This is a genomic window from Glycomyces sp. NPDC048151 (assembly GCF_043202775.1).
In the GTDB taxonomy this organism is placed as follows: Bacteria; Actinomycetota; Actinomycetes; order Mycobacteriales; family Micromonosporaceae; genus Glycomyces.
This window is the reverse complement of the sequence record NZ_JBIDBB010000002.1, coordinates 222050-247117: the sequence shown is the minus strand read 5'-3', so window position 1 is coordinate 247117 and position 25068 is coordinate 222050. Positions and strand designations below refer to the sequence as shown.

Annotated in this window: 24 protein-coding genes, 1 tRNA gene and 1 pseudogene; 14 read left to right on the top strand and 12 right to left on the bottom strand. The window is 69.4% G+C overall.

Translation table 11 applies throughout. The annotated features are described in order from the left end of the window. Nucleotides 1–7: 7 nt before the first annotated feature. On the bottom strand, nucleotides 8–1327 hold the full coding sequence (locus ACGGCP_RS04565) for a SpaA isopeptide-forming pilin-related protein (protein ID WP_392960984.1): 1320 nt from the start codon (nucleotides 1325–1327) through the stop codon (nucleotides 8–10). A 362-nt stretch (nucleotides 1328–1689) separates the two neighbouring features. Here ACGGCP_RS04565 and ACGGCP_RS04560 point away from each other — a divergent pair. Next, a tRNA-Ile gene (locus ACGGCP_RS04560) sits at nucleotides 1690–1763 on the top strand. A gap of 66 nt (nucleotides 1764–1829) precedes the next feature. Here the strand turns inward: ACGGCP_RS04560 and ACGGCP_RS04555 are convergent. Beyond that, entirely contained in the window at nucleotides 1830–2159 is a 330-nt protein-coding gene (locus tag ACGGCP_RS04555; protein ID WP_392960982.1) for a hypothetical protein, read from the bottom strand. A gap of 114 nt (nucleotides 2160–2273) precedes the next feature. On the opposite strand from ACGGCP_RS04555, the gene ACGGCP_RS04550 reads away from it, so the two are divergent. Further along, nucleotides 2274–3125, top strand: a complete 852-nt coding sequence (locus tag ACGGCP_RS04550) for a helix-turn-helix domain-containing protein (RefSeq protein WP_392960979.1) — start codon at nucleotides 2274–2276, stop codon at nucleotides 3123–3125. Then, nucleotides 3122–3319, top strand: a complete 198-nt coding sequence (locus ACGGCP_RS04545) for a DUF397 domain-containing protein (RefSeq protein WP_392960976.1) — start codon at nucleotides 3122–3124, stop codon at nucleotides 3317–3319. The genes ACGGCP_RS04550 and ACGGCP_RS04545 overlap by 4 nt, the downstream gene beginning before the upstream one ends. Nucleotides 3320–3370: 51 nt before the next feature. Here ACGGCP_RS04545 and ACGGCP_RS04540 read toward each other — a convergent pair whose 3' ends face one another. Further along, nucleotides 3371–4129: an SDR family oxidoreductase gene (locus ACGGCP_RS04540; protein WP_392960974.1), complete on the bottom strand. Its 759-nt coding sequence runs from the start codon at nucleotides 4127–4129 to the stop codon at nucleotides 3371–3373. A gap of 103 nt (nucleotides 4130–4232) precedes the next feature. On the opposite strand from ACGGCP_RS04540, the gene ACGGCP_RS04535 reads away from it, so the two are divergent. Both ACGGCP_RS04535 and ACGGCP_RS04530 read left to right on the top strand, forming a co-directional pair. After that, nucleotides 4233–5084: a helix-turn-helix transcriptional regulator gene (locus tag ACGGCP_RS04535; RefSeq protein WP_392960973.1), complete on the top strand. Its 852-nt coding sequence runs from the start codon at nucleotides 4233–4235 to the stop codon at nucleotides 5082–5084. Between the two features lie 184 nt (nucleotides 5085–5268). Beyond that, nucleotides 5269–6474, top strand: a complete 1206-nt coding sequence (locus ACGGCP_RS04530) for an MFS transporter (protein ID WP_392960972.1) — start codon at nucleotides 5269–5271, stop codon at nucleotides 6472–6474. A 142-nt stretch (nucleotides 6475–6616) separates the two neighbouring features. On the opposite strand, the gene ACGGCP_RS04525 is transcribed toward ACGGCP_RS04530, so the two are convergent. From ACGGCP_RS04525 to ACGGCP_RS04510, 4 genes are all read right to left on the bottom strand, one after another. Then, nucleotides 6617–7597, bottom strand: a complete 981-nt coding sequence (locus ACGGCP_RS04525) for a zinc-binding dehydrogenase (RefSeq protein WP_392960969.1) — start codon at nucleotides 7595–7597, stop codon at nucleotides 6617–6619. A gap of 118 nt (nucleotides 7598–7715) precedes the next feature. Next, nucleotides 7716–8039: a type II toxin-antitoxin system PemK/MazF family toxin gene (locus ACGGCP_RS04520; RefSeq protein ID WP_392960966.1), complete on the bottom strand. Its 324-nt coding sequence runs from the start codon at nucleotides 8037–8039 to the stop codon at nucleotides 7716–7718. Beyond that, complete coding sequence (locus ACGGCP_RS04515) at nucleotides 8036–8305, bottom strand: hypothetical protein (RefSeq protein WP_392960965.1); 270 nt, start codon at nucleotides 8303–8305, stop codon at nucleotides 8036–8038. Before ACGGCP_RS04515 ends, ACGGCP_RS04520 begins: the two co-directional genes overlap by 4 nt. A gap of 35 nt (nucleotides 8306–8340) precedes the next feature. Next, nucleotides 8341–11442, bottom strand: a complete 3102-nt coding sequence (locus ACGGCP_RS04510; RefSeq protein WP_392960962.1) for a BTAD domain-containing putative transcriptional regulator — start codon at nucleotides 11440–11442, stop codon at nucleotides 8341–8343. A 203-nt stretch (nucleotides 11443–11645) separates the two neighbouring features. On the opposite strand from ACGGCP_RS04510, the gene ACGGCP_RS04505 reads away from it, so the two are divergent. After that, nucleotides 11646–12461 (top strand): putative hydro-lyase, encoded by an 816-nt coding sequence (locus ACGGCP_RS04505; protein WP_392960959.1) that lies wholly within the window; start codon nucleotides 11646–11648, stop codon nucleotides 12459–12461. Here ACGGCP_RS04505 and ACGGCP_RS04500 read toward each other — a convergent pair. Then, complete coding sequence (locus tag ACGGCP_RS04500) at nucleotides 12458–13180, bottom strand: winged helix-turn-helix transcriptional regulator (RefSeq protein WP_392960956.1); 723 nt, start codon at nucleotides 13178–13180, stop codon at nucleotides 12458–12460. The two genes, ACGGCP_RS04505 and ACGGCP_RS04500, sit on opposite strands and share 4 nt — an antisense overlap. A gap of 160 nt (nucleotides 13181–13340) precedes the next feature. On the opposite strand from ACGGCP_RS04500, the gene ACGGCP_RS04495 reads away from it, so the two are divergent. The 3 genes from ACGGCP_RS04495 to ACGGCP_RS04485 all read left to right on the top strand — a co-directional run bounded on the left by ACGGCP_RS04495 (nucleotide 13341) and on the right by ACGGCP_RS04485 (nucleotide 14744). Further along, complete coding sequence (locus ACGGCP_RS04495; protein WP_392960954.1) at nucleotides 13341–13952, top strand: carbonic anhydrase; 612 nt, start codon at nucleotides 13341–13343, stop codon at nucleotides 13950–13952. Nucleotides 13953–13978: 26 nt separating this feature from the next. Next, complete coding sequence (locus ACGGCP_RS04490) at nucleotides 13979–14269, top strand: 4a-hydroxytetrahydrobiopterin dehydratase (protein ID WP_392960951.1); 291 nt, start codon at nucleotides 13979–13981, stop codon at nucleotides 14267–14269. A gap of 124 nt (nucleotides 14270–14393) precedes the next feature. Further along, nucleotides 14394–14744, top strand: a complete 351-nt coding sequence (locus tag ACGGCP_RS04485) for a hypothetical protein (protein ID WP_392960950.1) — start codon at nucleotides 14394–14396, stop codon at nucleotides 14742–14744. Between the two features lie 3 nt (nucleotides 14745–14747). Here ACGGCP_RS04485 and ACGGCP_RS04480 read toward each other — a convergent pair whose 3' ends face one another. Then, complete coding sequence (locus tag ACGGCP_RS04480) at nucleotides 14748–15995, bottom strand: pyridoxal phosphate-dependent aminotransferase (protein ID WP_392960948.1); 1248 nt, start codon at nucleotides 15993–15995, stop codon at nucleotides 14748–14750. 100 nt (nucleotides 15996–16095) lie between these two features. Here ACGGCP_RS04480 and ACGGCP_RS04475 point away from each other — a divergent pair. Next, nucleotides 16096–16923: pseudogene (locus ACGGCP_RS04475) on the top strand (LysR family transcriptional regulator); the annotation flags it as partial. Nucleotides 16924–17013: 90 nt separating this feature from the next. Here ACGGCP_RS04475 and ACGGCP_RS04470 read toward each other — a convergent pair. Continuing rightward, on the bottom strand, nucleotides 17014–18291 hold the full coding sequence (locus tag ACGGCP_RS04470; RefSeq protein WP_392960945.1) for a YibE/F family protein: 1278 nt from the start codon (nucleotides 18289–18291) through the stop codon (nucleotides 17014–17016). 152 nt (nucleotides 18292–18443) lie between these two features. After that, nucleotides 18444–19226 carry a maleylpyruvate isomerase family mycothiol-dependent enzyme gene (locus tag ACGGCP_RS04465; protein WP_392960943.1) on the bottom strand — a complete coding sequence of 261 codons (783 nt, stop codon included), beginning with the start codon at nucleotides 19224–19226 and terminating at the stop codon, nucleotides 18444–18446. A gap of 143 nt (nucleotides 19227–19369) precedes the next feature. Between ACGGCP_RS04465 and ACGGCP_RS04460 the strand changes: the two genes are divergently transcribed. After that, on the top strand, nucleotides 19370–19939 hold the full coding sequence (locus ACGGCP_RS04460; protein ID WP_392960941.1) for a thiamine phosphate synthase: 570 nt from the start codon (nucleotides 19370–19372) through the stop codon (nucleotides 19937–19939). Here the strand turns inward: ACGGCP_RS04460 and ACGGCP_RS04455 are convergent. Next, nucleotides 19936–21282 carry a GH1 family beta-glucosidase gene (locus ACGGCP_RS04455; protein ID WP_392960939.1) on the bottom strand — a complete coding sequence of 449 codons (1347 nt, stop codon included), beginning with the start codon at nucleotides 21280–21282 and terminating at the stop codon, nucleotides 19936–19938. The genes ACGGCP_RS04460 and ACGGCP_RS04455 overlap by 4 nt on opposite strands. A 301-nt stretch (nucleotides 21283–21583) precedes the next feature. Between ACGGCP_RS04455 and ACGGCP_RS04450 the strand changes: the two genes are divergently transcribed. From ACGGCP_RS04450 to ACGGCP_RS04440, 3 genes are all read left to right on the top strand, one after another. Then, nucleotides 21584–22915 carry an ABC transporter substrate-binding protein gene (locus ACGGCP_RS04450; RefSeq protein WP_392960936.1) on the top strand — a complete coding sequence of 444 codons (1332 nt, stop codon included), beginning with the start codon at nucleotides 21584–21586 and terminating at the stop codon, nucleotides 22913–22915. An 85-nt stretch (nucleotides 22916–23000) separates the two neighbouring features. Beyond that, entirely contained in the window at nucleotides 23001–23975 is a 975-nt protein-coding gene (locus tag ACGGCP_RS04445) for a carbohydrate ABC transporter permease (protein WP_392960934.1), read from the top strand. After that, nucleotides 23972–24916, top strand: coding sequence for a carbohydrate ABC transporter permease (locus ACGGCP_RS04440; RefSeq protein WP_392960932.1), 945 nt, complete (start codon nucleotides 23972–23974; stop codon nucleotides 24914–24916). The genes ACGGCP_RS04445 and ACGGCP_RS04440 overlap by 4 nt, the downstream gene beginning before the upstream one ends. The last annotated feature ends 152 nt before the right edge of the window (nucleotides 24917–25068 follow it).

The following is a 25068-nucleotide window of genomic DNA, read 5'->3' as shown; positions in this document are numbered from 1 at the left end:
CGCTCTCCTAGCCGATTCGCTCGCGGCGGCCCAGGATGCCCTGGGGCCGGGTGAGCATGATGATGATGAGGACCGCCAGCGCGCCGACGTACTTCAGCTCGGGCGCGACCACGAGGGTCGACATCTGCACGAACACGCCGATGAGCATCGCGCCGACGAACGCGCCGAACGCCGTGCCGAGCCCGCCGAGGACCACCGCGGCGAACACCAGGAGCAGCAGGTGCTGGCCCATGTCGAACTTGACGCCGTCGCTGATCGACAGGAACACGCCCGACATGGCCGCGAGCCCGCCGCCGATCGTCCACACCAGGCGCACGACCTGGTTCACGTCGATGCCAGTGGAAGAGGCCAGCGAGGGGTTGTCGGCGACGGCCCTGGTGGCCTTGCCGAGCCGCGTGTACACCAGGCCGATGCCCACCGCGATGCAGACGACGAGCGCGATCGAGCCGGTGATGACCTCCTTGGGGGTGACCACGAGCCAGCCGAAGTCCCAGGGCTGCTGGCCCACGTACTCGTTGTAGCGCTGGCGTTCGCCGCCGACGAAGAAGAGGATCGCGTTGCGGATGAGCAGGGCCACGCCGATGGAGATGATCATCATCGAGACGAGGCCGGTGCCGCGCTTGCGCAGCCGCGACCACAGGCCCCAGTCCTGGACCCAGCCGAAGGCGGCGCCGAGGATGACGGCGGCGATGGCCGCGATCCACACTGGCAGGCCGAAGGTGATGTTGAACAGGAGGGCCATGACCCCGCCGAAGGTGACGAGGTCGCCGTGGGCGAAGTTGGTGAGTCCGGTCGTGCCGAACACCATCGAGAGGCCGACGGCCGCGAGGGCGATCATGAGTCCGAAGTGGAGGCCTGAGACGAGGAGGCTGACCGCGCGGGTCGCGCCGCCCTCGTCCTCGATCTCGCCGAGGTTCTCGCCGTTCTCGGCCGTATCGGCGCCGGTGCTCGACTCGTCGCCTTCGGGCTCCTCACTCGCGTCGCCGCCGGAGGACGGCTCGTCCCCGCCGGGGTCGCCGCCGACGACCTGCACGTCGAGCGGGAACAGGACGGTCCTGTCGGAGTTGATGGTGACTTCCAGCTCGGGCTTGCCGTTGCGCACGACCAGCCCGTCGGGGAGGGTGGACTCGTCGAGGGTGACGACGTAGTCCCCGGCCGCTTCGACCGGGACGGCCCAGGTGCCGTCCTCGGCGCTCTGGACCGTGGCGATCTCGGTCCCGGCCGCGTCGGTCACGGTGATCGAGACCCCGGCGACCGGTTCGTCTTGCTGGTTCTCCAGCGTGCCGTGGACGCCGAAGGCGTCCTGGGCGGTGGCGCTGCTGTTCACCCCCAACCCCAGCAACAGGCCGGCGAACGCAGCCGACAGCAACAACACTGCACGTCTCAATGGGCCCCCTCGGGAGGTTTGGGCGTCGGAACCCGCGCGTCGTGGATTGTTCGAGAAACACGACGCGACAGGAGTGAGTCAGATCGTATGGAGACCTGCGCAACAACCGCATCGGTCGTTATCGAACCGTTGCAATTGTGGCCCAGATGTTACCGGCGGGCAGCTTCGTACCAACCGGTTGTTCCCTACGTCCGTTGCGGCCGCATTCGCGAACGATGACGTTCCCGGGAAGATCTCCCGCCCCGCCGCCATCCCCTCCGGACACCACCCGGCCACAAGGTGTGAGAGGATATTGCCCGCTCGGGGCAGTAGCTCAGCTGGTTAGAGCAGGGGACTCATAATCCCTGGGTCGCGGGTTCAAGTCCTGCCTGCCCTACAGGGCCAGAAGGCCCCGCCGCAGGCGGGGCCTTCCCCTTTTCCCTTGTCCCGCAGCGGAAATGCGCTACCCGCGCCCAATCCGGGCCCGAACGGCCTCAAGCTCGGCAAAGCTGGTCGCGCCACTGACGGTCGAACCGGGCTTCCGGCTGAGGAGCGCGAAGGCGGAGCTGTCGAACGCCCGCCCGAGATTGGCGTAGGAGGCCGCGCCGCAGTGCCGATCGGCGATCTCCGAGACGATCTGGTGGGCGAGGGTATCCGCCTCGCGGTGGCTTAGGCCCGCAGGGAGATTGAAGCGGAGCATGTAGCTCTCGTGCTCCCAGATCTCACCCAGTTGCTGCGCACTGAATTCGAGATCGGTCTCGTAGAAGTCCCCGGTCGGTTCGGTCGTGTCCATCGCGGTCCCCTTTGTTCGCCGGACGTAGACTGAGTTTCACGTGACCTAGACGATAGCTCATAACTTAGGTAATGTAAATTAGGCTACAGAGAATTTTTCCGGACGGAGCTCTCAATGACCGCACTTGGTGGACCGACTGCATTGCGCCGCATCATCGGAGCCGAGATGCGACGCCTCCGAACCGCACGCGGACTGACCCAGCGGGAGGTCGCCGATCAGGCCGGCATCGAACAGACTTCCTTGCCGCGATATGAAGGCGGCATCTCCTCGATGTCGAATCCGGTGGCGGAGAAGCTGCTCACCATCTACGGCGTCGATGCGGAACGCCAGGCCGAGCTTCTGGATCTGGTAAAGCGGTCTCGCAAGCGACGGCCCCGAGGGTATGAGCGGACTGTTGTCTGGGAACCGGTCGAGGATCTGATCTCCCTAGAGCGTGACGCGGCGACGATTCAGGCCGTAGTCCTCCAGGCGGTACCGGGGGTTCTGCAAACCGAGGCTTATGCCCGCGCCATGCTCAGTCACGGAGCGCTCGGCGCTGATGTCGTCGAAGACCATGTTCAGGCACGCCTCGGCCGAGCGACGATCTTCGATCGCGAGGACCTTCGGTACTGGGTCGTGGTGCATGAGGCCGCGCTTCGATGCGCGGTCGGCGGCAAAGCGGTCATGCAAGCCCAGCTCGACCACCTCTGCGAGATGGCCAAGCGCCGCAATGTGACTGTGCAGGTTCTCCCCGACAGTGCGGGTGAACATCCGGCGGTGGCCGGGTCGTTCACAATCCTGCGGTTCACAATCGCGCCGGAGTACGGGCTCGTCTACCACGACTACCTGACCGGGGCGCTTTACCTCGATGAACCCGAGGAGGTCGCGCAGTATGATGACGCCTATCTGCACCTGATCAAGATGGCCTTGTCGGAAAAGGCCAGCTTGGCGTTCATCAACAAGCTATCGCGGGAGCTGTATTCATGACGGTCGTGGAGTTCGGGGACCAGCGCACTTGGCGAAAGGCCGATCGCTCGGCGAACCAAGGTGGCGACTGCGTCTGCGTGGCCGCCGATGGCGACCAGGCAGGTATCCGCGACTCCAAGGAAGGCCCGACCGGCCCCGCGATCTGGATCGACACCGCCGACTGGGCGGCGCTCAGCGCCTACCTGACACGCTGATCGCCCGAAATGCGAAAGGGCGGCCCGTTTCGGGCCGCCCGTTTTTTGTGGCTACCAGGGGACTGTGGTGTCCGCGTGGTAGTCGAGGCCTTCTTGGAAGAAGCCGCCGTGCGGGCCGTCTTCGTTGAGGGTGGCGAGGTCGACTGCGACCTTGGCGGAGATCTCGGGGGCTCGCCAGCCCTTGTTCTCGTTCAGGTCGGTCTTGGTGAAACCGGGGGTCATCGCGTTGATCTTGATCGGCGTCTCCTTCAGCTCGATCGCGTACGAGGTCGTGAGCATGTTCAGCGCGGCCTTCGAAGCTCCGTAAGCGCCGACCTGCATGCCTGCGAACGGCTGGTTCGGGTCGGTGGTGAAGCCGAAGGAGCCGACCTCGCTGGAGACGTTCACGATCCGGCCCGCCGCCGACTCGCGGATCAGCGGGAGGAACGCGTTCGTCACTGAGACGACGCCGATCACGTTGGTCTCGAAGACCTTTCGGGTGGTCTCGACGGTCAGTTCGCTGGTGTTCCAGCCGCCGTCCGCGAGGGCGATGCCCGCGTTGTTCACGAGGGCGTCGAGGCTGCCGAACTCGTCCTTGACGTGCTTGGCGGCCGCGTTGACCACGGCCGGGTCGGTGACGTCGAGGTGGAGGAAGCGGGCGTCGAGGCCTTCTTCGCGGAGCTGGGTGGCGGCCTGCTCGCCGCGCTCCTCGGAGCGGGCGCCCACGAAGACGGTGTAGCCCTGCTCGCCGAGGGCGCGGGCGATGTGGAAGCCGATGCCTTTGTTGGCGCCGGTGACGAGTACGGTCTTGGTGGTGTTGTTCTCGGTCATGCCCACGAGACTGCTCGCGATTGCGGGCCTTGCAAAGAGGACCGTTTATGGTGGTACCGCCTGTACCTGGTTCCGGGCGGCGATTCGGAGCAGGATTGACGGCATGGACCGACAGCAGCTCGCCGACTTCCTCAAGATCCGCCGCGCCGCGCTCAAGCCGCGCGATGTGGGCCTCCCTGATGGGGCGCGGCGGCGCACGCCCGGGTTGCGGCGGCAAGAGGTCGCGCAGCTCGCGGGGATCTCGGTCGAGTACTACATCCGACTGGAGCAGGCGCGGGGCCCGAAGCCGTCGCGGCAGGTGCTCGGGGCTCTGGCGCGGGCGCTCATGCTCGTCCACGACGAGCGCGCTCACCTCTACCACCTGGTCGATGAGCGGCCGGACACGAGCGCCGCCGTCCGGGAGGTGCCGCAGACCATCCTGAACCTCCTGGCGGGACTCGACGACTACCCGGCGTACGTCGTCAACGCCGCCTACGACATGGTCGCCTGGAACCCGCTGGCCGACCGGCTCATGGGCTGGCTCTCGCAGCTGACGCCGAACCAGCGGAACATCCTGCGCACCAACTTCTCCGGTCCGCACGCTGCTGCGGCGCTGGCCGATGCCGACTATTCGGGGTTCCTGCGCCAGTGCGTGGCGGATGTGCGGGCCTCGCTCGCCCGCGACCCCGGCGACGCGGTGTTGCGCAAGCTCGTGGACGACCTCCTGCGCACCAGCCCCGAGTTCGGCGAGGTGTGGTCCGACCACGAGGTCGGAGTGAGGACCGTCCAGACCAAGCGGGTGGTGCACGAGGAGTACGGGCCGCTCGAGTTCGACTGCCAGGTCTTGGAGGTGCCCGGGAGCTGCTACCGGCTCATCGTCTATGTGCCGCAACCGGATTCGCGGACGGCCGAGGTCTTCGCGACGATGGCGGCATTGACGCCGGTCACTACGGCAACCCCCGGTTCACCGGCGTAACGCGGCGGCGACGGACATCACGCTCAGATTTCACCTCAGGGACTTTTACTCCGCGGGCGAGTGTATTTATAGTTAGTGCAGAGGCGCAAGCCTCCCGCTTCTGACAGCGACCGGACGGCAAGGAAGCAGCCGGTGACAGCCTCAGCGTTCTCACCCTCCTTCTCTTCCCCACGGAGCTGCTCTCATGCGCATGCCCCTGTTCGCCATGTCAATCGGCGCGTTCGGCATCGGCACTGCCGAGTTCGTCATCATGGGCATCCTGCCCCAGGTCGCTGCCTCCTCCGGCGTCTCGCTCGCCGAGGCCGGCCTCGCCGTCTCCGCTTACGCCATCGGCGTGGTCCTCGGCGCCCCGCTGCTCACCGTCGCCACCACCCGCGTCCCCCGCAAGCCGCTGCTCATCGCTCTGATGGGGTGGTTCGCGGTCGCCAACCTCGTCACCGCCCTGGCCCCCGACTTCGGGACCCTGCTCGCCTCCCGGTTCTTCGCCGGGCTCCCGCACGGTGCGTTCTTCGGCGCGGCCGCGGTGGTCGGCGCGAGCCTGGTCTCCTACGAGCGGCGCGCCCGCGCGATCTCGGGGATCATGTCCGGCCTCACGGTCGCGACGATCGTCGGCGTCCCCGTGAGCGCCCTGCTCATCGGCCAGTTCTCCTGGCGCTGGATCTTCGCCGCCGTCGCCGCGCTCGGCCTCGTGGCCGCCGCCGCGATCTGGGCCACGGTGCCCGACACCCGCGGCGTCATCGTGCCCACCAAGGCCTCCGACGAGATCCGGGCGATCCGCTCCAAGCGCGTCCTGCTCCCGCTCATCACCGGCGCCATCGGCTTCGGCGGCATGTTCGCGGCCTACACCTACCTGACGCCGATCCTCGAAGACGTCACCGGCCTCGGCACGGTCGCCGTCGCGATCACCCTCGCGGTGTTCGGCCTCGGCCTCACGGCCGGGAACGTCGTCGGCGGCCACGTCGCCGACCGCGCCCCGATCCAGGGCCTGTTCGCCTCGTTCACCACCATCGCCGCCGTGCTGCTGATGATGTACTTCACGATGTCGAACCCGGTCCTGGCGATCACGGGCGTGTTCCTGATGGCCCTCTCGTCCTCGCTGGTCGGGCCGATCATGCAGCGCCTGCTGCTGGACGGCGCCCACGCCGCCCCGTCGCTCGCCTCCTCCCTGCACCACGCGGCCTTCAACCTCGCCAACGCGAACGGCGCCTGGCTCGGCGGCCTTGCCCTCTCGGCCGGGCTGAGCCTGACCGCGCCGATCCTCGTCGGCGTCGCGCTGGCCCTGGCGGGCCTAGCCCTCTCGGTCCCGCTCGCCCGGGCCCACGCCGAGGCCGAGCCGGTCGCGGTGGTTCCGAACCACCTGACCACCGCCGAACTCGCCCGCGCCTCCTAAGGCCCGATCGAGCGTCGGGACCAGATGGTCCCGGCGAACCGCCCGGCTCCCAGCCGAGCGACCCGATCACCGACCGCCGCTCCGGCCCACCGCCGGGGCGGCGGCTTCGTACCCGGATCAAGCAGGGCCGTAACGGAACCTGCTACGGGATCAGGACCACCTTTCCTGTGGTGCCTCGGTTCTCAAGGGCGCGATGGGCTTCGGCGGCTTCGCTCAGCTTGAAGGTGTGGACCGCGGGGCGCAGGCGCCCGGCCGCGAGCTCGGCGAGGGACCGTTCTTCGAGGGCGCGGAGGCCGCCCAGCTTCTCCAGGAGCTTCGGGCCCAGGGCGCCGGAGACCGTGAGGCCCCTGCCGACGATGTCTTCGACCGTGGCTTCGGTGGCCTTTCCGGCGGACCAGCCGAAGACGACCATGCGGCCGCCGAATCCCAGCCTGTCGAAGGCCGCGCGGCCGGTGTCGCCGCCGACCGAGTCGAACAGGAGGGTCGCCTCGCGGCCCTCGAGTGCCTTGTCGAGCACCGAGGTCCAGTCTGCGGCCTTGTAGTCGATCGCCGCGTCAGCGCCGTTCTCGGCGACCTGGCGGACTTTGTCGGGGCCGCCCGCGAGGCCGACCACGTAGGCGCCGGCGTTCTTCGCGGCCTGGACCAGGAGCGTGCCGATGCCGCCTGCGGCGGCGGGCACGATCACGACGTCGTCGGCGTTGACCGGGCCGACGGACAGGACCATGAGCGCGGTGCGGCCGGTGCCGATCATCGCGATGGCCTCGGCGAACCCGGCGTCGCCCGGGATCTCGTGGACGTTCGCGACCTCGCGGACGGCCTTCTCGGCGTAACCGGCGGAGGCGAACCCGAGGTGGGCGACGACGCGTTTGCCGATCCAGGAGGGGTCGACGCCCTCGCCGACCGCGTCGACGATCCCAGCGGCTTCGCGGCCGGGGATCATCGGCAGGGGCGGGAGCGGGTAGGGGCCGTTCTTGTCGCCGCTGCGGAAGGTCGTGTCGAGCAGGTGGACTCCCGCTGCGCGGCTGTCGATGCGGAGCTGGCCGGGGCCGGGCTCGGGGTCGGCCACCTCCTCGTACAGGAGGACCTCGGGGCCGCCGAATTCGTGCTGCCTGATCGCGTGCATCTCTTCCCTCGTCTCATCCGGTGGGTGTGGACTCAACTGTAGGAATCGGGCGACTGGTGGCGCATCTGTCGAACGACCTGAGTTGGCCCTGACGAAAGTCAGGGGCGGAATCGGCGCTTCAGCCCATGAGTCCGAGGTACCTGACCACGGCGTACTCGATCTGCTCCATGTCTTCCCGGTTGAGGAAGTCGACCAGGTCGCCGGTGAAGTACCGGGTGTCGATCGTCCGCATCTGGTCGACCAGCATGCGCGTCGGCCTGCCCGCGACGATCGCCTCCGGTCGGAAGGCGGAGGCTTGGGCGCTCGTCGAGGTCGGGACGACCGTGACGGTGCTCCAGGATTCGTGGTGTGTGCTCAAGACCAGGCCGAGGCGGCGACCGCGTTGTTCATGGCCGCGTTTGGCATCGCCGAGGTCGATGGGGTAGACCGCGCCTCGGATCACCGCTCGGTTCCCTTGCGGGGCGGCACGACGATGTCGGTCCCGATGACGCGCACGTTGCCGTCCTGGTCGTACTCCCAGGCATCCGGTTCGTCCGAGAGGTCTTCGAGTGCGAGGCGGGCCATGTCGGCTCGGGCTTCTTCCTCCCAGGCGAGTCGTTCGAGGCTGCGGAGCCCGCGCCGGATCACGTCCGAGGTGCTTTCGCCCTCGCGTTTGAAGCTTTCGATGATCCGTTCGTCGTCGTCCGTGGGACGGAAGCCAATCGCCATCCACCAAGTGTACAACATTTGTCGAACGTCGACCGTTATGAATATAGAACACCTGGTAGGGGCGGCTCACCCGCGCGCTGGTACGAGCTGACTTGCGGCGGTAATCCGGGGTCGATGCCCAGGCCTGCCAGGAGGGTGCGGGCCTCTTCGCGGCGGTCGTCGGCTTCTTCGGGGTGGCCTGCGGCCTGGTAGGCGTTGGCGAGGGCGAGGAGGCTGCGGGCCTGGCGCAGCGGGTCGGGCATCGCCGCGAAGACGTCGCAGGCCTGGCGGCCCATGCGGATCGCCCGCGGCAGGTCGCCTTCGGCTGTATGGAGTTTGCACATCACGCGGGCCTTGACAGCGAGCGACTCCGAGGTCTCGTACCGGGCCAGGTGCGCGACCCGGCCCAGCGTGTCCCGCACCTGCTCGAACTGCTCGGTGTCGACGTACAGGTCCGCGAGCCAGTACGTGTAGATGAGCAGGTGCCGCCAGTTGTTGAACTGCTCGACCAGTTCGAGGCTGCGCAGCAGCGCTGCCTCGGCCCGCGGGTTGTCCTCGTCGGCGCGGTGGACCGCGAACTGCCGGAAGTACAGCCGCGACTGGTAGTACTTCGACGGGTGGTCGCGCAGCATCTCGGCGATCTCGCGGCTCAGGTTCTCGGCGGCGCTGATGCGCCCCTGGTCGACGTACAGCTCCGAGAGCGACAGCAGCGGGTAGACGGTGGTCGGCCCGTCGTCTGCCGCCGCGTCCAGGTCGCGGGCCTTCAACAGGAGCGCTTCGGCCTCGGCGAAGATCCCCATGCGGCGAAGGACGGTCCCCAGCGAGGTGAGGACCTCGACGCGTACTTTGCGGTTGCCGCTGCGTTCGGCCGCGACCACCGCCTCGCGCAGCAGCGACACCGCCTCCCGGTACCGGCCGAGCTGTGTCAGCGTGGTCGCGAGGTCGTTGCGGGCCTTGCCCGTGCGGTCGCCGTGCGGGGTCAGGCGCAGGTATTCGAGGGTCTTCTCCGCGTACGCCTTTGACTTGTGGAGGTCCCCGGACGCGAACGCGACCGCGTCGGCCAGCGCGTACGCGCGCACGGCGTCCATCGGCTCGTCCGAGCGCGTGCCGGTCTCGATGCCGCGTTCGGCGACGTAGGCGAGTTCGGGCAGCTCGTAGAGGGAGTCCGAGAGCGCCCGCCGGTTCGCGGCGTCGTCGCGGTAGCCCGCGTCGGCGAAGGAGATGAGGCGCGCGAGCAGCCGGGAGACGTGCGGGTGGCCGTTCCATTCGAGGAAGGTGGCCACGATGTTGCGGTACTCCAGGACGGGCAGCCGGGTGGAGCCCTGCGCGTACCAGGCGACGGCCTGTTCGCGGAGCCGTTGCAGCGCAGCGGGGTCGAACGCGGATTCGGCTTTCTGGCGGGCGTATTCGCGGACGAGGTCGTGGAAGCGGTAGCGGCCGGGCCGGTACTCGTCGATGCGGTGGGCGGCGACGAGGTTGGCCAGGAGGCGTTCGGCCGCTTCGGGTTCCCAGGTGACGAGGGCGCACGCGAGGCCTTTGGAGAAGTCCGTGCCCGGCAGGTACGCGAGGTTGAGGTAGAGGAGTTCCTCTTCGGGTTCGAGGGCCTGGTAGGAGAGGTCGAACGCGGCGGCGACGGTGGTGGTGGGGTCGCCTTCGACGGCGAGGCGGGAGAGCCGGTCGTGTCCGGCGAGGGCGGTGGCGGTCTCGGCGAGGGTGGTGCCGGGCTGGGCGTCGAGGTTGGTGCCGACGATGCGCAGGGCGAGGGGGAGGCCGCCGCATAGTTCGGCGACCCGGTGGGCCGCTTCGGGTTCGCTGGTGACGCGGTCGGCGCCGATGAGGCCTTCGAGGAGGCGGACGGCGTCGGTGTCGTCGAGGGCGCCGACGGTGAGCTGGCGGATGTCGTGGGCGGCGGCGAGGTCGGGGAGGCGGCCGCGGCTGGTGACGACGGCGACGCAGCCGTTGGTGGCGGGCAGGAGCGGCAGGACCTGGGTCGAGTTGCGGGCGTTGTCGAGGATGAGGAGGGTGCGGGTGTCGGCGAGGCGGGAGCGCAGGAGCGCGGCGGCTTCGTCGAGGTCGGAGGGGATGGCCTCGGTGGGGACGCGCAGGGCCCGCAGGAACCCGGCGAGGGCGTCGAGCGGCGCGAGCGAGGGAGTGCGGTCGAAGCCGCGGAGGTTGACGTACAGCTGCCCGTCGGGGAACCGCTCGCGGACGCGGTGCGCCCAGTGGAGGGCGAGGGTGGTCTTCCCGGAGCCGCCGATGCCGGAGATGACGGCGACCTGCGGGCCGCCTTCGAGGAGCCGGTCGAGGGTGTCGAGCTGGGCGGTGCGGCCGGTGAAGTGGATGCTGTCGGAGGGCAGCTGCGCGGGCGCGGGGAGCGCGACGCGGGCCTTGGGGGCGGCGGGTCTGGGTGCGGCCCTGAGGGACGGGTCGTCGCGGAGGATCGCGGTGTGGAGGTGCTTGAGGCGCTGGCCGGGGTCGATGCCGAGTTCTTCGGCGAGCTGGCTGCGGATGGACTCGTACACGTCGAGGGCTTCGGCGGGCCGGTCCTCGCGGTAGAGGGCGGTCATGAGCAGTTCGGCGGTGTGCTGGCGGTAGGGGTGGGCTTCGAGGACGCGGCGCAGGTCGGCCACGACGGAGACGCCGGTGGCGAGCGCGAGTTCGAGTTCGGCGCGGGACTCCTCGGCGGCGGCGCGCTCCTCGTCCCAGCGGCGCGCCCCGGATTCGATGACGCGGCCGCCGAGCCCGGCCAGGGTCGGGCCGCGCCACAGTTCGAGGGCTTCGCGCAGGCTCAACAGGGCCGCTTCGGGTTCGGAGGCGGCCTCCTGCTCGCGGGCGATGCGGACGGCGCGCTGGAACCGCAGCGAGTCGAGCTTCTCGGTGCGCACGCGCAGGCGGTAGCCGTCGCCGACGGTCTCGATCTCGCTGGTGCCCATGGGGAGGAGGAGGCCGCGGGCGCTGGCGACGGTGTTCTGGATCTGGCGGCGGGCGGTGGCGGGCGGCGTCTCCTCCCAGAGGGCGTCGACGAGTTTCGGGAGGGGCACGACATGCCCGGCTTCCAGGAGCAGCACGGCGAGCAGCCTTGGCAGGGTCCGCCCGGGCAGCGCCACGGGCAGGCCCTCCCAGGCCAGCTGCAGGGGCCCGAGGATGCCGAAGTCCACGGTCCACCTCCCGGGGAGTCGAGGTGCGGCCGTCAAAACATGGGGACGATTCCAGTCTATGGGCAGATCATGATCAATTGGGAACGGTTGCAAGGGGTTTCCGCAGAGTGACCGTGCAGGTACCGGTTTGTGTCTCATGAACGACTCGTGAAGGTCTTGACGGGGCCGAGACGATGCTCGGGTTATCGAGCGAAGGAGGAGCGATGTTCACGAGACAGCGTCCCGAGTCCCAGACCAAGCCGCAGGAGGCCCGCGCCCGGTTCCGGGGCGGCCTGGTCGCCGTCACGAGCGGCTGGTCGCAGGGGTACGTGCAGGCCAACCTGGTGTCGGTTCCCGCCCGGCACGCGATCGCGTTGCGGCGCTTCGCGGTGCGCAATCCGCGGGCGTGCCCGCTGCTGGACGTGGTCGCGCCCGGCCGGTACTGGACCGAGCTGGCGTTCGGCGCGGACCTGCGCCGGGACCTGCCGGCCTACCGGGTGTGGCGCAAGGGCGAGCTGGTCGCCGAGCGCACTGACGTGGCCGACCTCTGGCACTCGGATCTGGTGACCTTCCTGACCGGGTGCACGTTCACGTTCGAGCCGTTCCTGGAGCGGGCGGGCATCCCGCTGCGCCACCTGGAGCAGGGCGTCAACGTGCCGATGTACCGCACGAACCTGAAGGCCCTGGGCGCCAGGCGCTTCCGGGGCCCGGTGGTGGTCTCGATGCGGCCGATGCCGCGGGCGATGGCCGACCACGCGGCGGCGATCACGGCCGAAATGCCGTACGCCCACGGCGCGCCCGTCCACATCGGACGACCGGCGGCGATCGGCATCCGCGACCTCGCCAAGCCCGACTTCGGCGACCCGGTGCGCCTCCACGACGGCGACGTGCCCGTGTTCTGGGCCTGCGGCGTGACGCTTCAGGAAGCGGTCGTCAAGGCCAGGCTGCCGTTCGCGATCACCCACGCGCCCGGGCACATGCTCATCACCGACCGCCGCGCCAAGGTCAGCGGCACCGGTGAGATCCGCGTGCTTCGCTAGACCGGGCCCGGCCCCGCGGAGGCGGGCGCCGGTTCCGGCAGGCGGAACAGGCCCAGGAAGCGTTCGGCCATGGCCTGGTCGCCCTGGACGGTGACGCGGCCCGCGTGCAGCGACACGTCGAGGCTGCGGCCGCCGAGGGTGAGGCGCTTGAGCGTCTCGGCGTCGGTGCGGATCACCGCGTGCGGGTGCTCGGGGCGGCCCGGGGCCAGGAGCAGCTGCGCGTCGATGATCTCGGCGATGAACGGCCGGTCGTCGACCCACAGCTCGAAGGCCGCGTCGAAACCGCGGGCGGCCACGGGCATGAACAGCGACCGCATCGAGAGGATCAGCGCGTCCGCGCCCATCGGCGCGTCGAGCGGGATCGCGGCCGAGCGGGCGCCCCAGCGCAGCAGGAACACGATGACCGGTTCGAGGTCGCGGCCCCACTCGGTGAGCTCGTACACCTTGGACGCGGCCGGGGGCGGCAGCCGCCGCTTCGACACGACGCCGTGGGCTTCGAGCTCGCGCAGGCGCTGGGACAGGACGTTGGCGCTGGCCCCGTGGAGGCCGGCCCGGAGGTCGGTGAAACGCTTCGGTCCCAGCAGCAGTTCGCGGACGATGAGGAGCGACCAGCGCTCGCCGACGAGGTCGAGCGCGTGGGCGGCAGGGCAGCCGTCGCCATAGGTGCGCACGGTTCCTCCAGAAACTGGTGGGGTGGTGAAACCGCTGGTAAATGCCATTGCGGTAGTACGTATTCATCATAGAGTCGCGTAAGGCGAGCTTCAAGTCCTGGTTAATGACCAACACATCTCGAAACGGTAACGTGCGCTCTGTAAAAGGTGCGTGTCCGGCGGCCCGTCCGCCTTGCGCCGGGCGGCATCGTGCGGCACCATTCAGTGCGTGCCAGAACTGACCGCCTCCTCGCTGATGGAGCACCACCAAGCCGCCAACACGCTCGTCGCCCTCCTCGAGGGCAACGGACGATTCGTGGCGGGCGAGCCCCGGTACAAGCGCGACATCGTCGCGGCCCGCGAGGCCGCCCCGGGCCAGACCCCCAGCGCCGCCGTGTTCACCTGCATCGACTCGCGTGTGACCGCCGAGAGCGTGTTCGACTGCGACTTCGGGCAGCTCCTGGTCGTGCGCACCGCCGGGCACGTCCCGGACCGGGCCGCCGTCGGCTCTCTGGAGTTCGGCGCGGCCGAACTCGGCGTCTCCCTCGTCGTCGTGCTCGGCCACGAGCGGTGCGGCGCGATCAACGCGGCCCTGCACGCGGTCGAGGACGCCACCCACGACCCGCGCACCGGCTACCTCGTCGAGCAGCTGTGGCAGCCCGCGTCCCAGGCGTGGGAGGAGACGAAGGACCCCGAGGAGGCCGCCTCGCGCGCGCTGCGCCTCCAGGTGCGCCGCACCGTCGCCGACCTGAGCCGCCGCGAGAACCTCGACGGCGTCCTCGTCGTCGGCGCCGTCTACGACCTGGACACGGGCAAAGTAAGCCTCATCGACGAGAACTGATCGCGAAGAGCTGTCAGAATCGGGGTATGAGCGACCAACCCTTGACCGAGGCCGAGATCGAGCTCGCGCTGTCGGAACTGCCCGGCTGGACCCACGTCGGCGACAAGCTCGAGCAGACCTGGACCTTCGACGGCCACCTCCGGGCCCTCGCCGCCGCGAGCGCCGTCGGCTTCCTCAACGAGCAGCGCAACCACCACGCTGATCTGACCATCAACTACAACAAGCTGCGCGTCTCCACCACCACCCACTCGGCGGGGAACAAGGTCTCCGCGAAGGACACCGACCTCGCCAGGGCGGTCAGCGCCCTCCTGGAGTGAGGCCCGAGAGGCTGCCGCGTCCCGTGTTGCGCCTGTGCTCCCGATGCTTACGACCTGCGAAAACAGGGCATGCAAAGGGCCTTCGTCTCTGCGATGATGAAGAAAGCACAGGTGGGAGCATGTCATGGACGCATATGCCGCTCGGGCCTCCAGGACCGACAAGCGCATCGCCCTCGACCGCCTCGCCAGGGCCCGGCGCAAGGGCATGATCGACGCCCGGGAGTACCGTCTGCGGCGGCGGCTGGCCGAACAGGCCGACAGCATCGCCGACCTCCAGACCCTCCTGCTCGACGTGGGCGACGACGAGCTCGGCCGGGACCACTGGCGTTACGGCCGCTGGCGCGGGCCGGTCAAGGACGGGCGCGAACTCGAGATCCAGCGCGTGGTGGGCGCGCTGTTCCTCTCCGCCGCGCTCGTCGTGGTCGTCGTCTGCGTGTGGGTCGCGATCGTCGTCTACGAGCACTTCCACGCGTAGCCGCTAGGCGACGAGCGCTTTCAGCTTGTCCCGCAGGCCGTCCAGGTTCTCGGCGATCCACGGCATCTCCAGCGGGTCGTCTGAGAGCAGGGCCGCGATCCGCTCGGAGTCGTTGTCGCCGTAGATGCCCGTGACGGCGACGCGGATCGTCAGCGCCGCCGGGTCGTCCCCGAACGCGTCGCCGGCGATGACCACGATCCCGAACTCGTAGAGCAGGACCCGGACGAGGTCGGCGCTGGTGCGCACGCCCCAGCGCTCGGCCAGCGCCGCGCGCAGCGGCCCGAACTCCGGCCACACGTAGAACCCGCCCTGCGGGACGCGCACGTCGCAGCCGACGGACGCGAAGACCTCGGCGACGGCGTTCGCGACCGCGCCGTGGAGGCGGCGGGCCATGGCGACCCGGTCGACGAGCTCGGCCGGGTCAGACCAGGCGTACGCGGCGGCGTGCTGCATCGGCAGCGGCGCGGAGGACCACAGCTCGGAGGCGATGCCCCGCACCGTCTCCTGCAACCGCTGCCCGAGTTCCGAGTCGGGGAAGCGGGCCGCGCCGATGCGCCAGCCGCCGAGCGCGTAGTTCTTCGACAACGCGGTGGTCGTCACCGTCCGCTCGGGCGCCCACCGGCTCGGGGAGGGGAACGGCCCGTCCTTGAACACGAGGTCCCGGTAGATCTCGTCGGCGACGATGACCAGGTCGAGCTCGCGCGCGGCCTCGCACAGCTCCTTCACCGACGCCTCGGAGGCGAGGCGGCCGGTCGGGTTGTCCGGCAAGGTGACCACGACCAGGCGCGGGTCCCGACCCGCCGCCCGCGCCTCGCGCACCGCGTCGCGCATGAGCGCCGCGTCGGGCACGCCGCCCTCGCCGTGCGGGACGGGCACGCGGATCGGCTCGCGGCCGAGCAGCTGCGACTGGGCCGCGTACGACACCCACGCGGGCTGGGGAAGGACCACGTCGCCGCCGACGGCGTGCTGCAGCGCGAACAAGAGCGGCTTCGAGCCGGGGCCGAGGAGCACCTGCGACGCCTCGGTCGGGTTGTCGCGGCGGGTCCAGTACCCGGCGGCGGCCTCGCGGGCCTCGTCGGTCCCGGCGACGGGCCCGTACGCGATCTTCCCGGCGGCCTTCGCGAGGCGCTGGCTCAGCAAGGGGTGCACCGGGATCCCTGCTTCACCGAAGCCGAGCGCGAGCACCTCCAGTCCGGCGGCGCGGCGAGCGGCGATGGCTTCGTTGGCGGCGAGGGTGGCGGAGACGGTCACGGGTGACTCCTTGGTGGATGGTCGCTGACGGCCCCCAATCTCCCCCAGACGGAGCATCAACGCAAGTATTTCTACCTTTCGCCGAGGGTAAGATTTCCTTATGCTCGACGTGCGCCGCCTGCGGCTTCTCTACGAATTCGCGGCCCAGGGATCGATAGCCGCCACTGCCGTCGCGACCGGCCAGACCGCCTCCGCCGTCTCACAGCAGTTGGCCGCCTTGGAGAAGGAGACCGGCGTGTCCCTCCTCGAACGCACCGCCCGCTCCGCCCAGCTGACCGACGCCGGACGCCGCCTCGTCGCCCACACCGCCCGCATCCTCGAAGCGATCGACGCCGCCGAGACCGACCTCGCCGCCGAGTCCGCCGAACCGCGTGGCCGCGTCACCCTCACCGCGTTCCCCACCGTCGCCGTCGCCCTCGCCGGCCCGATCGTGCGCCGCCTGCGCCGCTACCCCGAACTCCAGATGGTCCTGCTCCAGCAGCACACCGTCTCCGAGTCGCTCGCCCGCGTCCGCTCCGGCGAGATCGACCTGGCCCTCATCGACGACTGGTCCGCCCAGCGCCGCCCCGCCCAGAGCGGCCCGCTCACCTTCCACCACCTCGTCAACGACCCGCTCGTGGCCGTCCTCCCGACCAAGCATCCGCTGGCGGTCAGGGAGGTCCTGTCGGCGCACGCGCTGGCGGCCGAGTCCTGGATCGCCTCCCCCGAGGGCGAGCCCTCGCGGATGGCGCTGGCGCGGCTGTGGCGGACCGAGGGCATCAGCGCGCCGGTCTCGGAGTTCGAGGGCCTCGACACGATCCTCACGCTCGTCGCGAAGGGCCTGGGGGTGACCGTCGCGCCGTGGATGGCGGCGGCCGAACGCAAGGACGTGGCGGTGCGCAAAGTGGCCGAGGATCTGCCCGGGCGGGACGTCTACGTGGTTCACCGGACGGCCTCCACGGGCCGCCCGGCGGTCATGACCGTGCTCCAGGCTTTGCACCAGGCCGCCAAGAAGCTCATGACGGCCGCCGAGCGGTTCTTACCGGAGCTGGGACGGCGGGAACTTCTCGTCCTCGTCCCAGGCGCCCTCCGCGGGCTTCGGCTTCGGGCCCGGCTTCTCCTTGGGGGCCTTGGGCTCCTTCGGCTTCGGCTGCCACCGAGCCAGGTACGACGCGAGCCACGTCGTGATCGGCACGGCCGCGATGAGGCCGAGCGTGCCCGCGACCGACCGCACGATCTCGGTGGCGATCGTCTGGCTCGTGAGCACCTGCTCCAGGGGCCGGTTCGCGGCGGCGATGAGCACCAGCAGCGGCAGTGAGGCGCCCGCGTACGCGAGCACCAGCGTGTTCACCACCGAGGTGAGGTGGTCGCGCCCGACCCGCATCCCCGACTTGTACAGCCGCGCGGTGCCCCACCGCGGGTTGGCCTTCGCGACCTCGTCCACCGTGGCGGCCTGCGAGACCGTCACGTCGTCGATCACGCCGAGCGCGCCGATGAGGATGCCCGCCAGGAGCAGGCCGGACATGTCGATCGGGTACTGCAGCGCCAGGTTCGTGGTGTTCTCGTCCAGGACCCCGTTGAGCTGCGCGAGGTTCACGGCCGCCTCGGCGAGCAGCACCGTCACGACGAGCGACGCGAGCGTCCCGACCACCGCCACCGTCGTCGTCCGGTTCCAGCCGTGCCCCAGGTACAGCGAGACGAGCATGATCGCGGCCGAGCCGACCACCGCGACGAGGATCGGCGAGGACCCGTCCAGGATCGCCGGGACCATGAACAGGAGCACCACCGCGAACGTGATGGCTAGGCTCACGAGCGAACGCACGCCCTTCCACCGACCGAACGCCACCACCGCCAGCGCGAACGCGATCGCCAGCGCCCACAGCGCGCTCGCCCGGTCGTGGTCGATGATGTGGTACTGCTGGCCCGAGACTGAGTCGGGCGTGTAGAGGACGATGACGTCGTCCCCGGGCTCGACGACGGGAGCGCCTGGGCCGCTGGGGATGTCGACGATCGCCTCCTCGCCCTCGTGCTCGCCCGAGAGGAGCCGCACGACCACGTCGCCGCAGACCGTGGCCTGCAGCTGCTCGTTCAGCTCCGCGTCGGCCTCTTCGCACTCGGTCTCGTTCACGGTGAGCACCTGCCCGTCGACTTCGGTGCCGTACGCCTCGACCGAGGAGGCGTCCTCGACCCCCGAGGGCCACATGAGGATCAGGCCGAGGATCGTCGCGGCCGCCGCCGGGACCAGGATCCACAGGGCCGCGCGGGGGACGGCGTCGTTCGGGACCGAATGGCTGTGGTGCAGAGAATCCTGGTTCACGACCGTGAGCTTACGATCCCCGCTCCCCGTTGGCGCGCAGCAGCGCGCGCCACGTGACCGCAAACCAGCTCCGTCCAGACAAATCGGACCGTTAGCGGTCGACTACCTGCGGTTCCCGACTGTAGCGCTCCAGTAGCCCACAGTCAGGACCGTCAGACGTCCACCGGATCGACCCAGCGGACCGCGGAGTAATTGCGCCACAAGTGGAGCAGTGCCGGGTCCCCGCGGACCAGCAGGTCGTCGAACGGCAGCCGGTTCCACAGCGCCAGGTACAACAGCTCCACCGGGCCTTCGATGACGCAGTGCGGGGTCTCGACCTCGCTGAACGTCACGAGCGGACCCGTGTCGGTGGGATGGATGTACCAGTCGCCGCGCCCCGGCGGCAGATCGGAGGCGTGGATGTGGAGCACTGACGGACGCAGCGCCCGCACCCGGCTCGACGGCCTGCCGTGGAACCCCAGCAGCAGCTCGTCGATGCCGTCGGCCGCGAACTCGGGGCCGACCGGTGAGATCTCGTCGCCCCGGGCCTGCTCGGCGTCGACGCGGTGGATGGTGGTCTCGTGGGCCTGCCTGCGGACCCAGAAGCGGCGCGACGACTCGGAGGGGAACATCTGCCAGCACTGGAGCCCGCTCGGAGCGGCCTCCAGTGCGGCCGCAAGCCGCAAGAGCCCTTCGCGGACCCAGTCGACCAGCAGGTCGTCGTGCGGCATGGGCCCCACGATGTGCTGGAACTCCTGTTTCCGTGGATCGTAAGGCAACGCTTCGCCCACGATCGCCGCCGCCCACCGATGGACGGTCCCGATGTGGGTCAAGAGCTCCTTGACGTTCCAGCCCGGGCAGGTGGGCACACTCGCGGTCAGCGCGAGCTCTCCACCAGCGACAGCGATCCGCTCCCCTTCGGTGCGCAGCACGTTGATTTGATCGCCGATGTTCATCTACTGAAGTTTCGCACCTGTGTCGCGAATTACGCAAGCTCGCGCGGTGGACCGATACACAAGTGTTAAACCGGTGGAGCAGTGGCGAGTCGGACGCCAGCAGACACATGGCACTTCCGCCACTCCAGCCGTAGCATCGGGACGTGCTCCACCGGCTCATCGTCGTCACCGACCTCCCCGGCAGCCCGCGGCTGCTCGCCGAGCAGGTCGCGCTGGCCCTGCGCGGCGGCCCCTTCGCGCTCGTCCTGCGCGACAAGCACCTGCGGTGGGAGGAACGCCTCGCCCTGGCAGGGGAGCTCCAGCCGATACTGGACGACGCGGGCGGCGTCCTCATCGTCTCCGACCCCGCCGGACCCGTTGCGGCAGCGCACCTTTCGAGGAAATTCCCGATTCCATCGCCGCGCCCGGCGCTCCTGGGCCGCTCCGTCCACGCGGGGGAGCCCATCGACCCCGGACTCGACTACTGCACCCTCTCGCCGGTCTGGCCCACCGACTCCAAACCCGGCTACGGGCCCGCGATCGGGCCCGCCGCGCTGCGGGAGGCGTGCGCGGCGAGCCCGGTCCCGGTGTACGCGCTCGGCGGCGTCCACAGCCCTGAAAGGGCCCGCGCCGCAAGGGAGGCGGGTGCGGCGGGGGTCGCTGTCATGGGCGCGGTCATGCGCGCCGCCGACCCGGAGCGCGCGGTGCGCGGACTCCGGAGCGCGCTGGCCTAGCGGTCGACGCCGTTGTCGGCGATGACCTTCGAGTAGAACTTGGCGCTGTCCTTCGGGGTGCGCTTCTGGGTCGCGTAGTCGACGTGGACGATCCCGAAGCGCTTGTCGTAGCCGAAGGCCCACTCGAAGTTGTCCATGAGCGACCAGGCGGTGTAGCCGCGCACGTCCGCGCCGGCCTCGATCGCGTCGTGGACGGCCGCGATGTGCGCGCGCAGGTACGCGACCCGCTCGGCGTCGTGGACCTCGCCGTCCTCGCCCGGCCCGGTCGGGTAGGCCGCGCCGTTCTCGGTGATCATCGTCGGGATCCCGTAGTCCTTGTGGATGCGCACCAGGAGCTCCGTGAGGCCCGTGGCGTCGATCTTCCAGCCCATGTCGGTGACCGGGAGCTCCTCGGGCGCCCAGCCCTCGATGCCGGCCGAACCGGGGTTGACGTCGCTCTCAGGCGCGCCGGGCGCGTTCTTGAGCCAGGTCGGCGAGTAGTAGTTGACGCCGATGAGGTCGATCGGCTGGTTGATCCGCTCGAGGTCGCCGTCCTGGACGAAGGACCAGTCGGTGTGGTGGACGGTCCGCTCGAGCAGCTCGGCCGGGTACTCGCCGCGCAGCAGCGGGTCGAAGAAGATCCGGTTGGCGACCGCGTCGACGTACTGGACCGCCTCTTCGTCGCCGCGGCACACGGTCGGGTTGAGCGCGATCGAGACCCGCTCGGCGCCCGCGGCGCGCAGGGCCAGGACCGCGTTGCCGTGGGCCAGGTTCAGGTGGTGGGCCGCCGCCAGCGCCGCGCCGGGCTCGGTGCGGCCGGGCGCGTGGTGGCCGTTGCCGTAGCCGAGGAACGCCGAGCACCACGGCTCGTTGAGGGTCCACCAGGTGTGGACGCGGTCGGACAGGCGCGAGGCGACGATGGCGGCGTAGTCGCCGAAGCGCTCGGCGGTCTCGCGCTCGGGCCAGCCGCCGCGGTCCTCGAAGGACTGCGGGAGGTCCCAGTGGTAGAGCGTCGGCATCGGCTTGATCCCGGCCGCGACGAGCTTGTCGACGAGCCGGTCGTAGAAGTCCAGGCCCTTGGGGTTGGCCGGGCCGGTGCCGTCGGGCTGGATGCGCGGCCACGCGATGGAGAACCGGTAGGTGTCGACGCCGAGCGACTGCATCAACGCGACGTCGTCGTCGACGCGGTGGTAGTGGTCGCAGGCCACGGCGCCGGACTGGCCGCGCCAGGTCTTGCCGGGGGTCGCCGAGAACGTGTCCCAGATGGACTGGCCCCGGCCGTCCTCGGTCGCCGCGCCCTCGATTTGATAGGAGGCCGTGGCGGTTCCCCACAGGAATCCCTGGGGGAAGGTCAGCTGCGTCATCGATCGCACCTTTCGCGAACTATCGGAAACAGTTTGCCGGGCCCCGGAATGATACGTCATTGGAATCGCTCCCATGAATCGGGTGCTGACAGATATCGATCCAATGCCACCCGGTAACGATTCGGCAATGCACACTTGACAATCAGTGTTACCCAGAGCACCATTGCCAGCGTCGCCCCAACGGCGGGTGAGGCAGTCCCCACCTGGGGTGGAACTCGTGAGAGCGGTTCCCATCGGGCGGGGACAGGGAGGCAGTCGGACTCGCCGGGCGCACCACACCTGCGAAGAGAGGGAAACCCCGATGAGCAAGACACGAAGAATCTCCTGCCTTGCGGCTGCCACCAGTGCCATCGCGCTCGCCGTGGCGGCCTGCGGCGCCCCCGACGAGGAGGGCGACGACCGCGGCGCCGTCCCGGAGGAAGCCCAGGACTGCGCCAACTACGAGAGCTTCGGCTCCTTCGACGGCGAAGCCGTCACCATCTTCGGCTCCATCCGCGACCAGGAGGCCGCGGAGATGGAAGAAGGCTGGGCCTTCTTCGAGGAATGCACCAAGATCGACATCCAGTACGAGCCCAGCGGCGAGTTCGAAGCCGACATGAAGGTCCGCGTCGACGGCGGCAACGCCCCCGACATCGCGCTGTTCCCGCAGCCGGGCCTCATGAACAACTTCAAGGACAGCCTCGTCCCGGCCTCCGAAGAGCTCAACGCGCTCGCCACCGAGGGCTGGAGCCAGGACTGGCTCAACTACGGCACCATCGACGGCACCTTCTACGCGCCGCCGCACTCGGGCAACGCCAAGTCCCTCGTCTGGTACTCGCCGTCCTTCTTCTCGGAGAACGGGTACGAGATCCCCGCGACCTGGGATGAGCTCATCGCGCTTTCCGACACCATCGCGGCCGACGGCGTCATGCCCTGGTGCGTCGGGTTCGAGTCCGGCGGCGCCACCGGCTGGCCCGGCACCGACTGGATCGAGGACATCGTCCTCCGCGAAGGCACCGACCTCTACGACCAGTGGGTCAACCACGAGATCGCGTTCAACGACCCGCAGATCGTCAGCGCCATCGAGAAGGCCGGCACCATCCTCACCAACGAGGAGTACGTCTACGGCGGCCCGGACACCATCAGCTCCACCGCCTTCCAGGAGGCCGGCTGGCCCGTGAAGACCGGCGAATGCGCCATGCACCGCCAGGCCTCCTTCTACGGCGCCATGTGGGAGCCGGGCACGAACGTGGCCGAGGACGGCGACGTCTTCGCGTTCCGCTTCCCCGAGTCCAACGCTGGTGACAACACCATGCTCGTCGGCGGCGAGTTCGTGGCAGCCTTCGCGGACCGCCCCGAGGTCGAGGCCACCCGCCAGTTCCTGGCCAGCGAGCTCTACCACAACGCCCGTCTCCAGACCGGCCCATGGAGCACCGCCCACCAGGGCGTCGACCCGAACAACGCCACCACGCCGATCAACGTGCTCGCCACCGAGATCCTGACCGACCCCGAGGTCACCGTCCGCTTCGACGGCTCCGACCTCATGCCCGGTGAAGTCGGCGCCTCCTCCTTCTGGACCGGCATGGTCCAGTGGGTCGACGGCTCCAAGGACGCCCAGCAGATCGCGACGGACATCGAGAACTCCTGGCCGTAACCCGGACCTCTAGCCGAAGGCGCCGAGCGGGCCGGAATCCGGTCCGCTCGGCGCCTCTGCCCGATCCACTGGAGCCGCACTCACCGTGAACATCTCCGATCTGACCGACCGCTTCGGCCTCCTGGCCGTCGGCCTGCTCGCCTTCGCAGCGATCCTGCTGGCGCTCTACGGCATCGCCGAAGCCGCGTCCCGCGCCAACCGCAGCCGCATCGTGGCCGCGGTCTTCCTGCTCCCGGCCGTCCTGATGCTCGGCATCGGACTGGTCTACCCGGCCCTGCGCACCGTCGCCATGTCCTTCTTCTCAGGAGACGGCAGCGAGTTCGTAGGCCTCGAGAACTACGGATGGGCCGTCACCGACCCCGACGCCCTCCAGACCCTCGTCAACACCGCCATGTGGATCATCGTCGTCCCGGCGGTCTCGACCGCGCTCGGCCTCGTCTACGCCGTCCTCATCGACGGCCGCCGCGGCGAGCGCGTCTACAAGGCACTCGTATTCCTGCCCATGGGCATCTCGTTCGTCGGCGCCTCCATCATCTGGAAGTTCATCTACCAGTACAAGGGCTCCGGTGTCCAGATCGGCCTGCTCAACCAGGTCCTCGTCTGGTTCGGCGCCGATCCGGTCAACTGGCTGAACACCAACGTGCTCAACAACTTCCTGCTGATGGTCGTCCTCATCTGGATCGAAGTCGGCTTCGCCACGGTGGTCCTCTCGGCCGCGCTCAAAGGCGTGCCCACCGAGATCATCGAGGCCGCCCGCATCGACGGCGCCAGCCCGGCCGAGATCTTCTGGAACGTCACCGTCCCGTCGATCCGCTCGGCCATCATCGTCGTCGCGGTCACCGTCTTCATCGCCACGCTGAAGCTCTTCGACATCGTGCGGGCCATGACCGGCGGCCACCACGGCACGGACGTCCTCGCACACAACATGTGGGACCAGGCCTTCCGCCTCGGCAACGACGGGCGCGGCGCCACCATGGCCGTCCTGCTGTTCCTGCTGGTCATCCCCGTCGTCATCTACCAGGTCCGCAACGTCCGGCGCCAGGAAGCGGAGGCTCGATGAGCACGCAGACCGAACCCCGGCCCAGCACCATCGGCGAGAGCCGCGGCGACCGCGCCCGACGCATGCTCACCAGCCGCGTCGCCAGCTTCGTCGCCGTCCTCATCGCGGTGCTGTGGACGATCCCCACCGCAGGGCTCTTCATCTCCTCCCTGCGGCCCGAGTCCGACATCCGCACGTCGGGCTGGTGGACGATCTTCACCGACCCGGCGTTCACACTGGACACCTACAACTACGTCCTGTACGCCTCCGGCGACGGCGGCGGCCTGATCACCAACCTGGTGAACACCGTCGTCATCACCATCCCCGGCGTGCTCATCCCCGTCGCGTTCGCCGCCATGGCCGCCTACGCGCTCGCCTGGATCGACTTCAAGGGACGCAGCCTCCTGTACATCGCGATCTTCGCGCTCCAGGTCGTGCCGCTCCAGATGGCGCTCATCCCGCTGCTGTCGATGTTCAGCCGGGGCCTGCACGCCGGGCCGGTCACGATCATCCCCGAGTTCGACCTGACGGGAGTGCAGCCGATCATCCAGGTCTGGATCGCGCACACGATCTTCGGCCTGCCGTTGGCGATCTTCCTGCTGCACAACTTCATGCGGGAACTCCCGCACGACGTCATGGAGGCCGCTCGCATCGACGGCGCCAGCCACTCGCAGATCTTCCGCTCTGTGGTGCTGCCGCTGGTGACCCCGGCGCTGGCGTCGATCGCGATCTTCCAGTTCCTCTGGGTCTGGAACGACTTCCTCGTCGGCCGCACCTTCGCGCCCGGCGAGGCGACCCGGCCGCTCACGGCCGTGCTCGGCGACATGGCCGGCACGTGGGGCTTCGGCTGGACGCGGCTCCCGGCGGCGGCGTTCATCGCGATCGTCATTCCGCTCCTGGTGTTTCTGCTGCTCCAGCGCTACTTCGTGCGCGGACTGCTGGCGGGCTCCGTCAAGGGCTAAGCGAGGATACGACTGAGGGGAGGGGCCGCGGGCCCTCCCCTCAGTCGCGTTCTCGGGTCGGACCTCTTGCGAGACTGAGACATTGACGCGGACTTGTACCATGTGTACTGTCCTATTTCGGATATGGTTCCTCCTTGCCGGAACTCGACCCC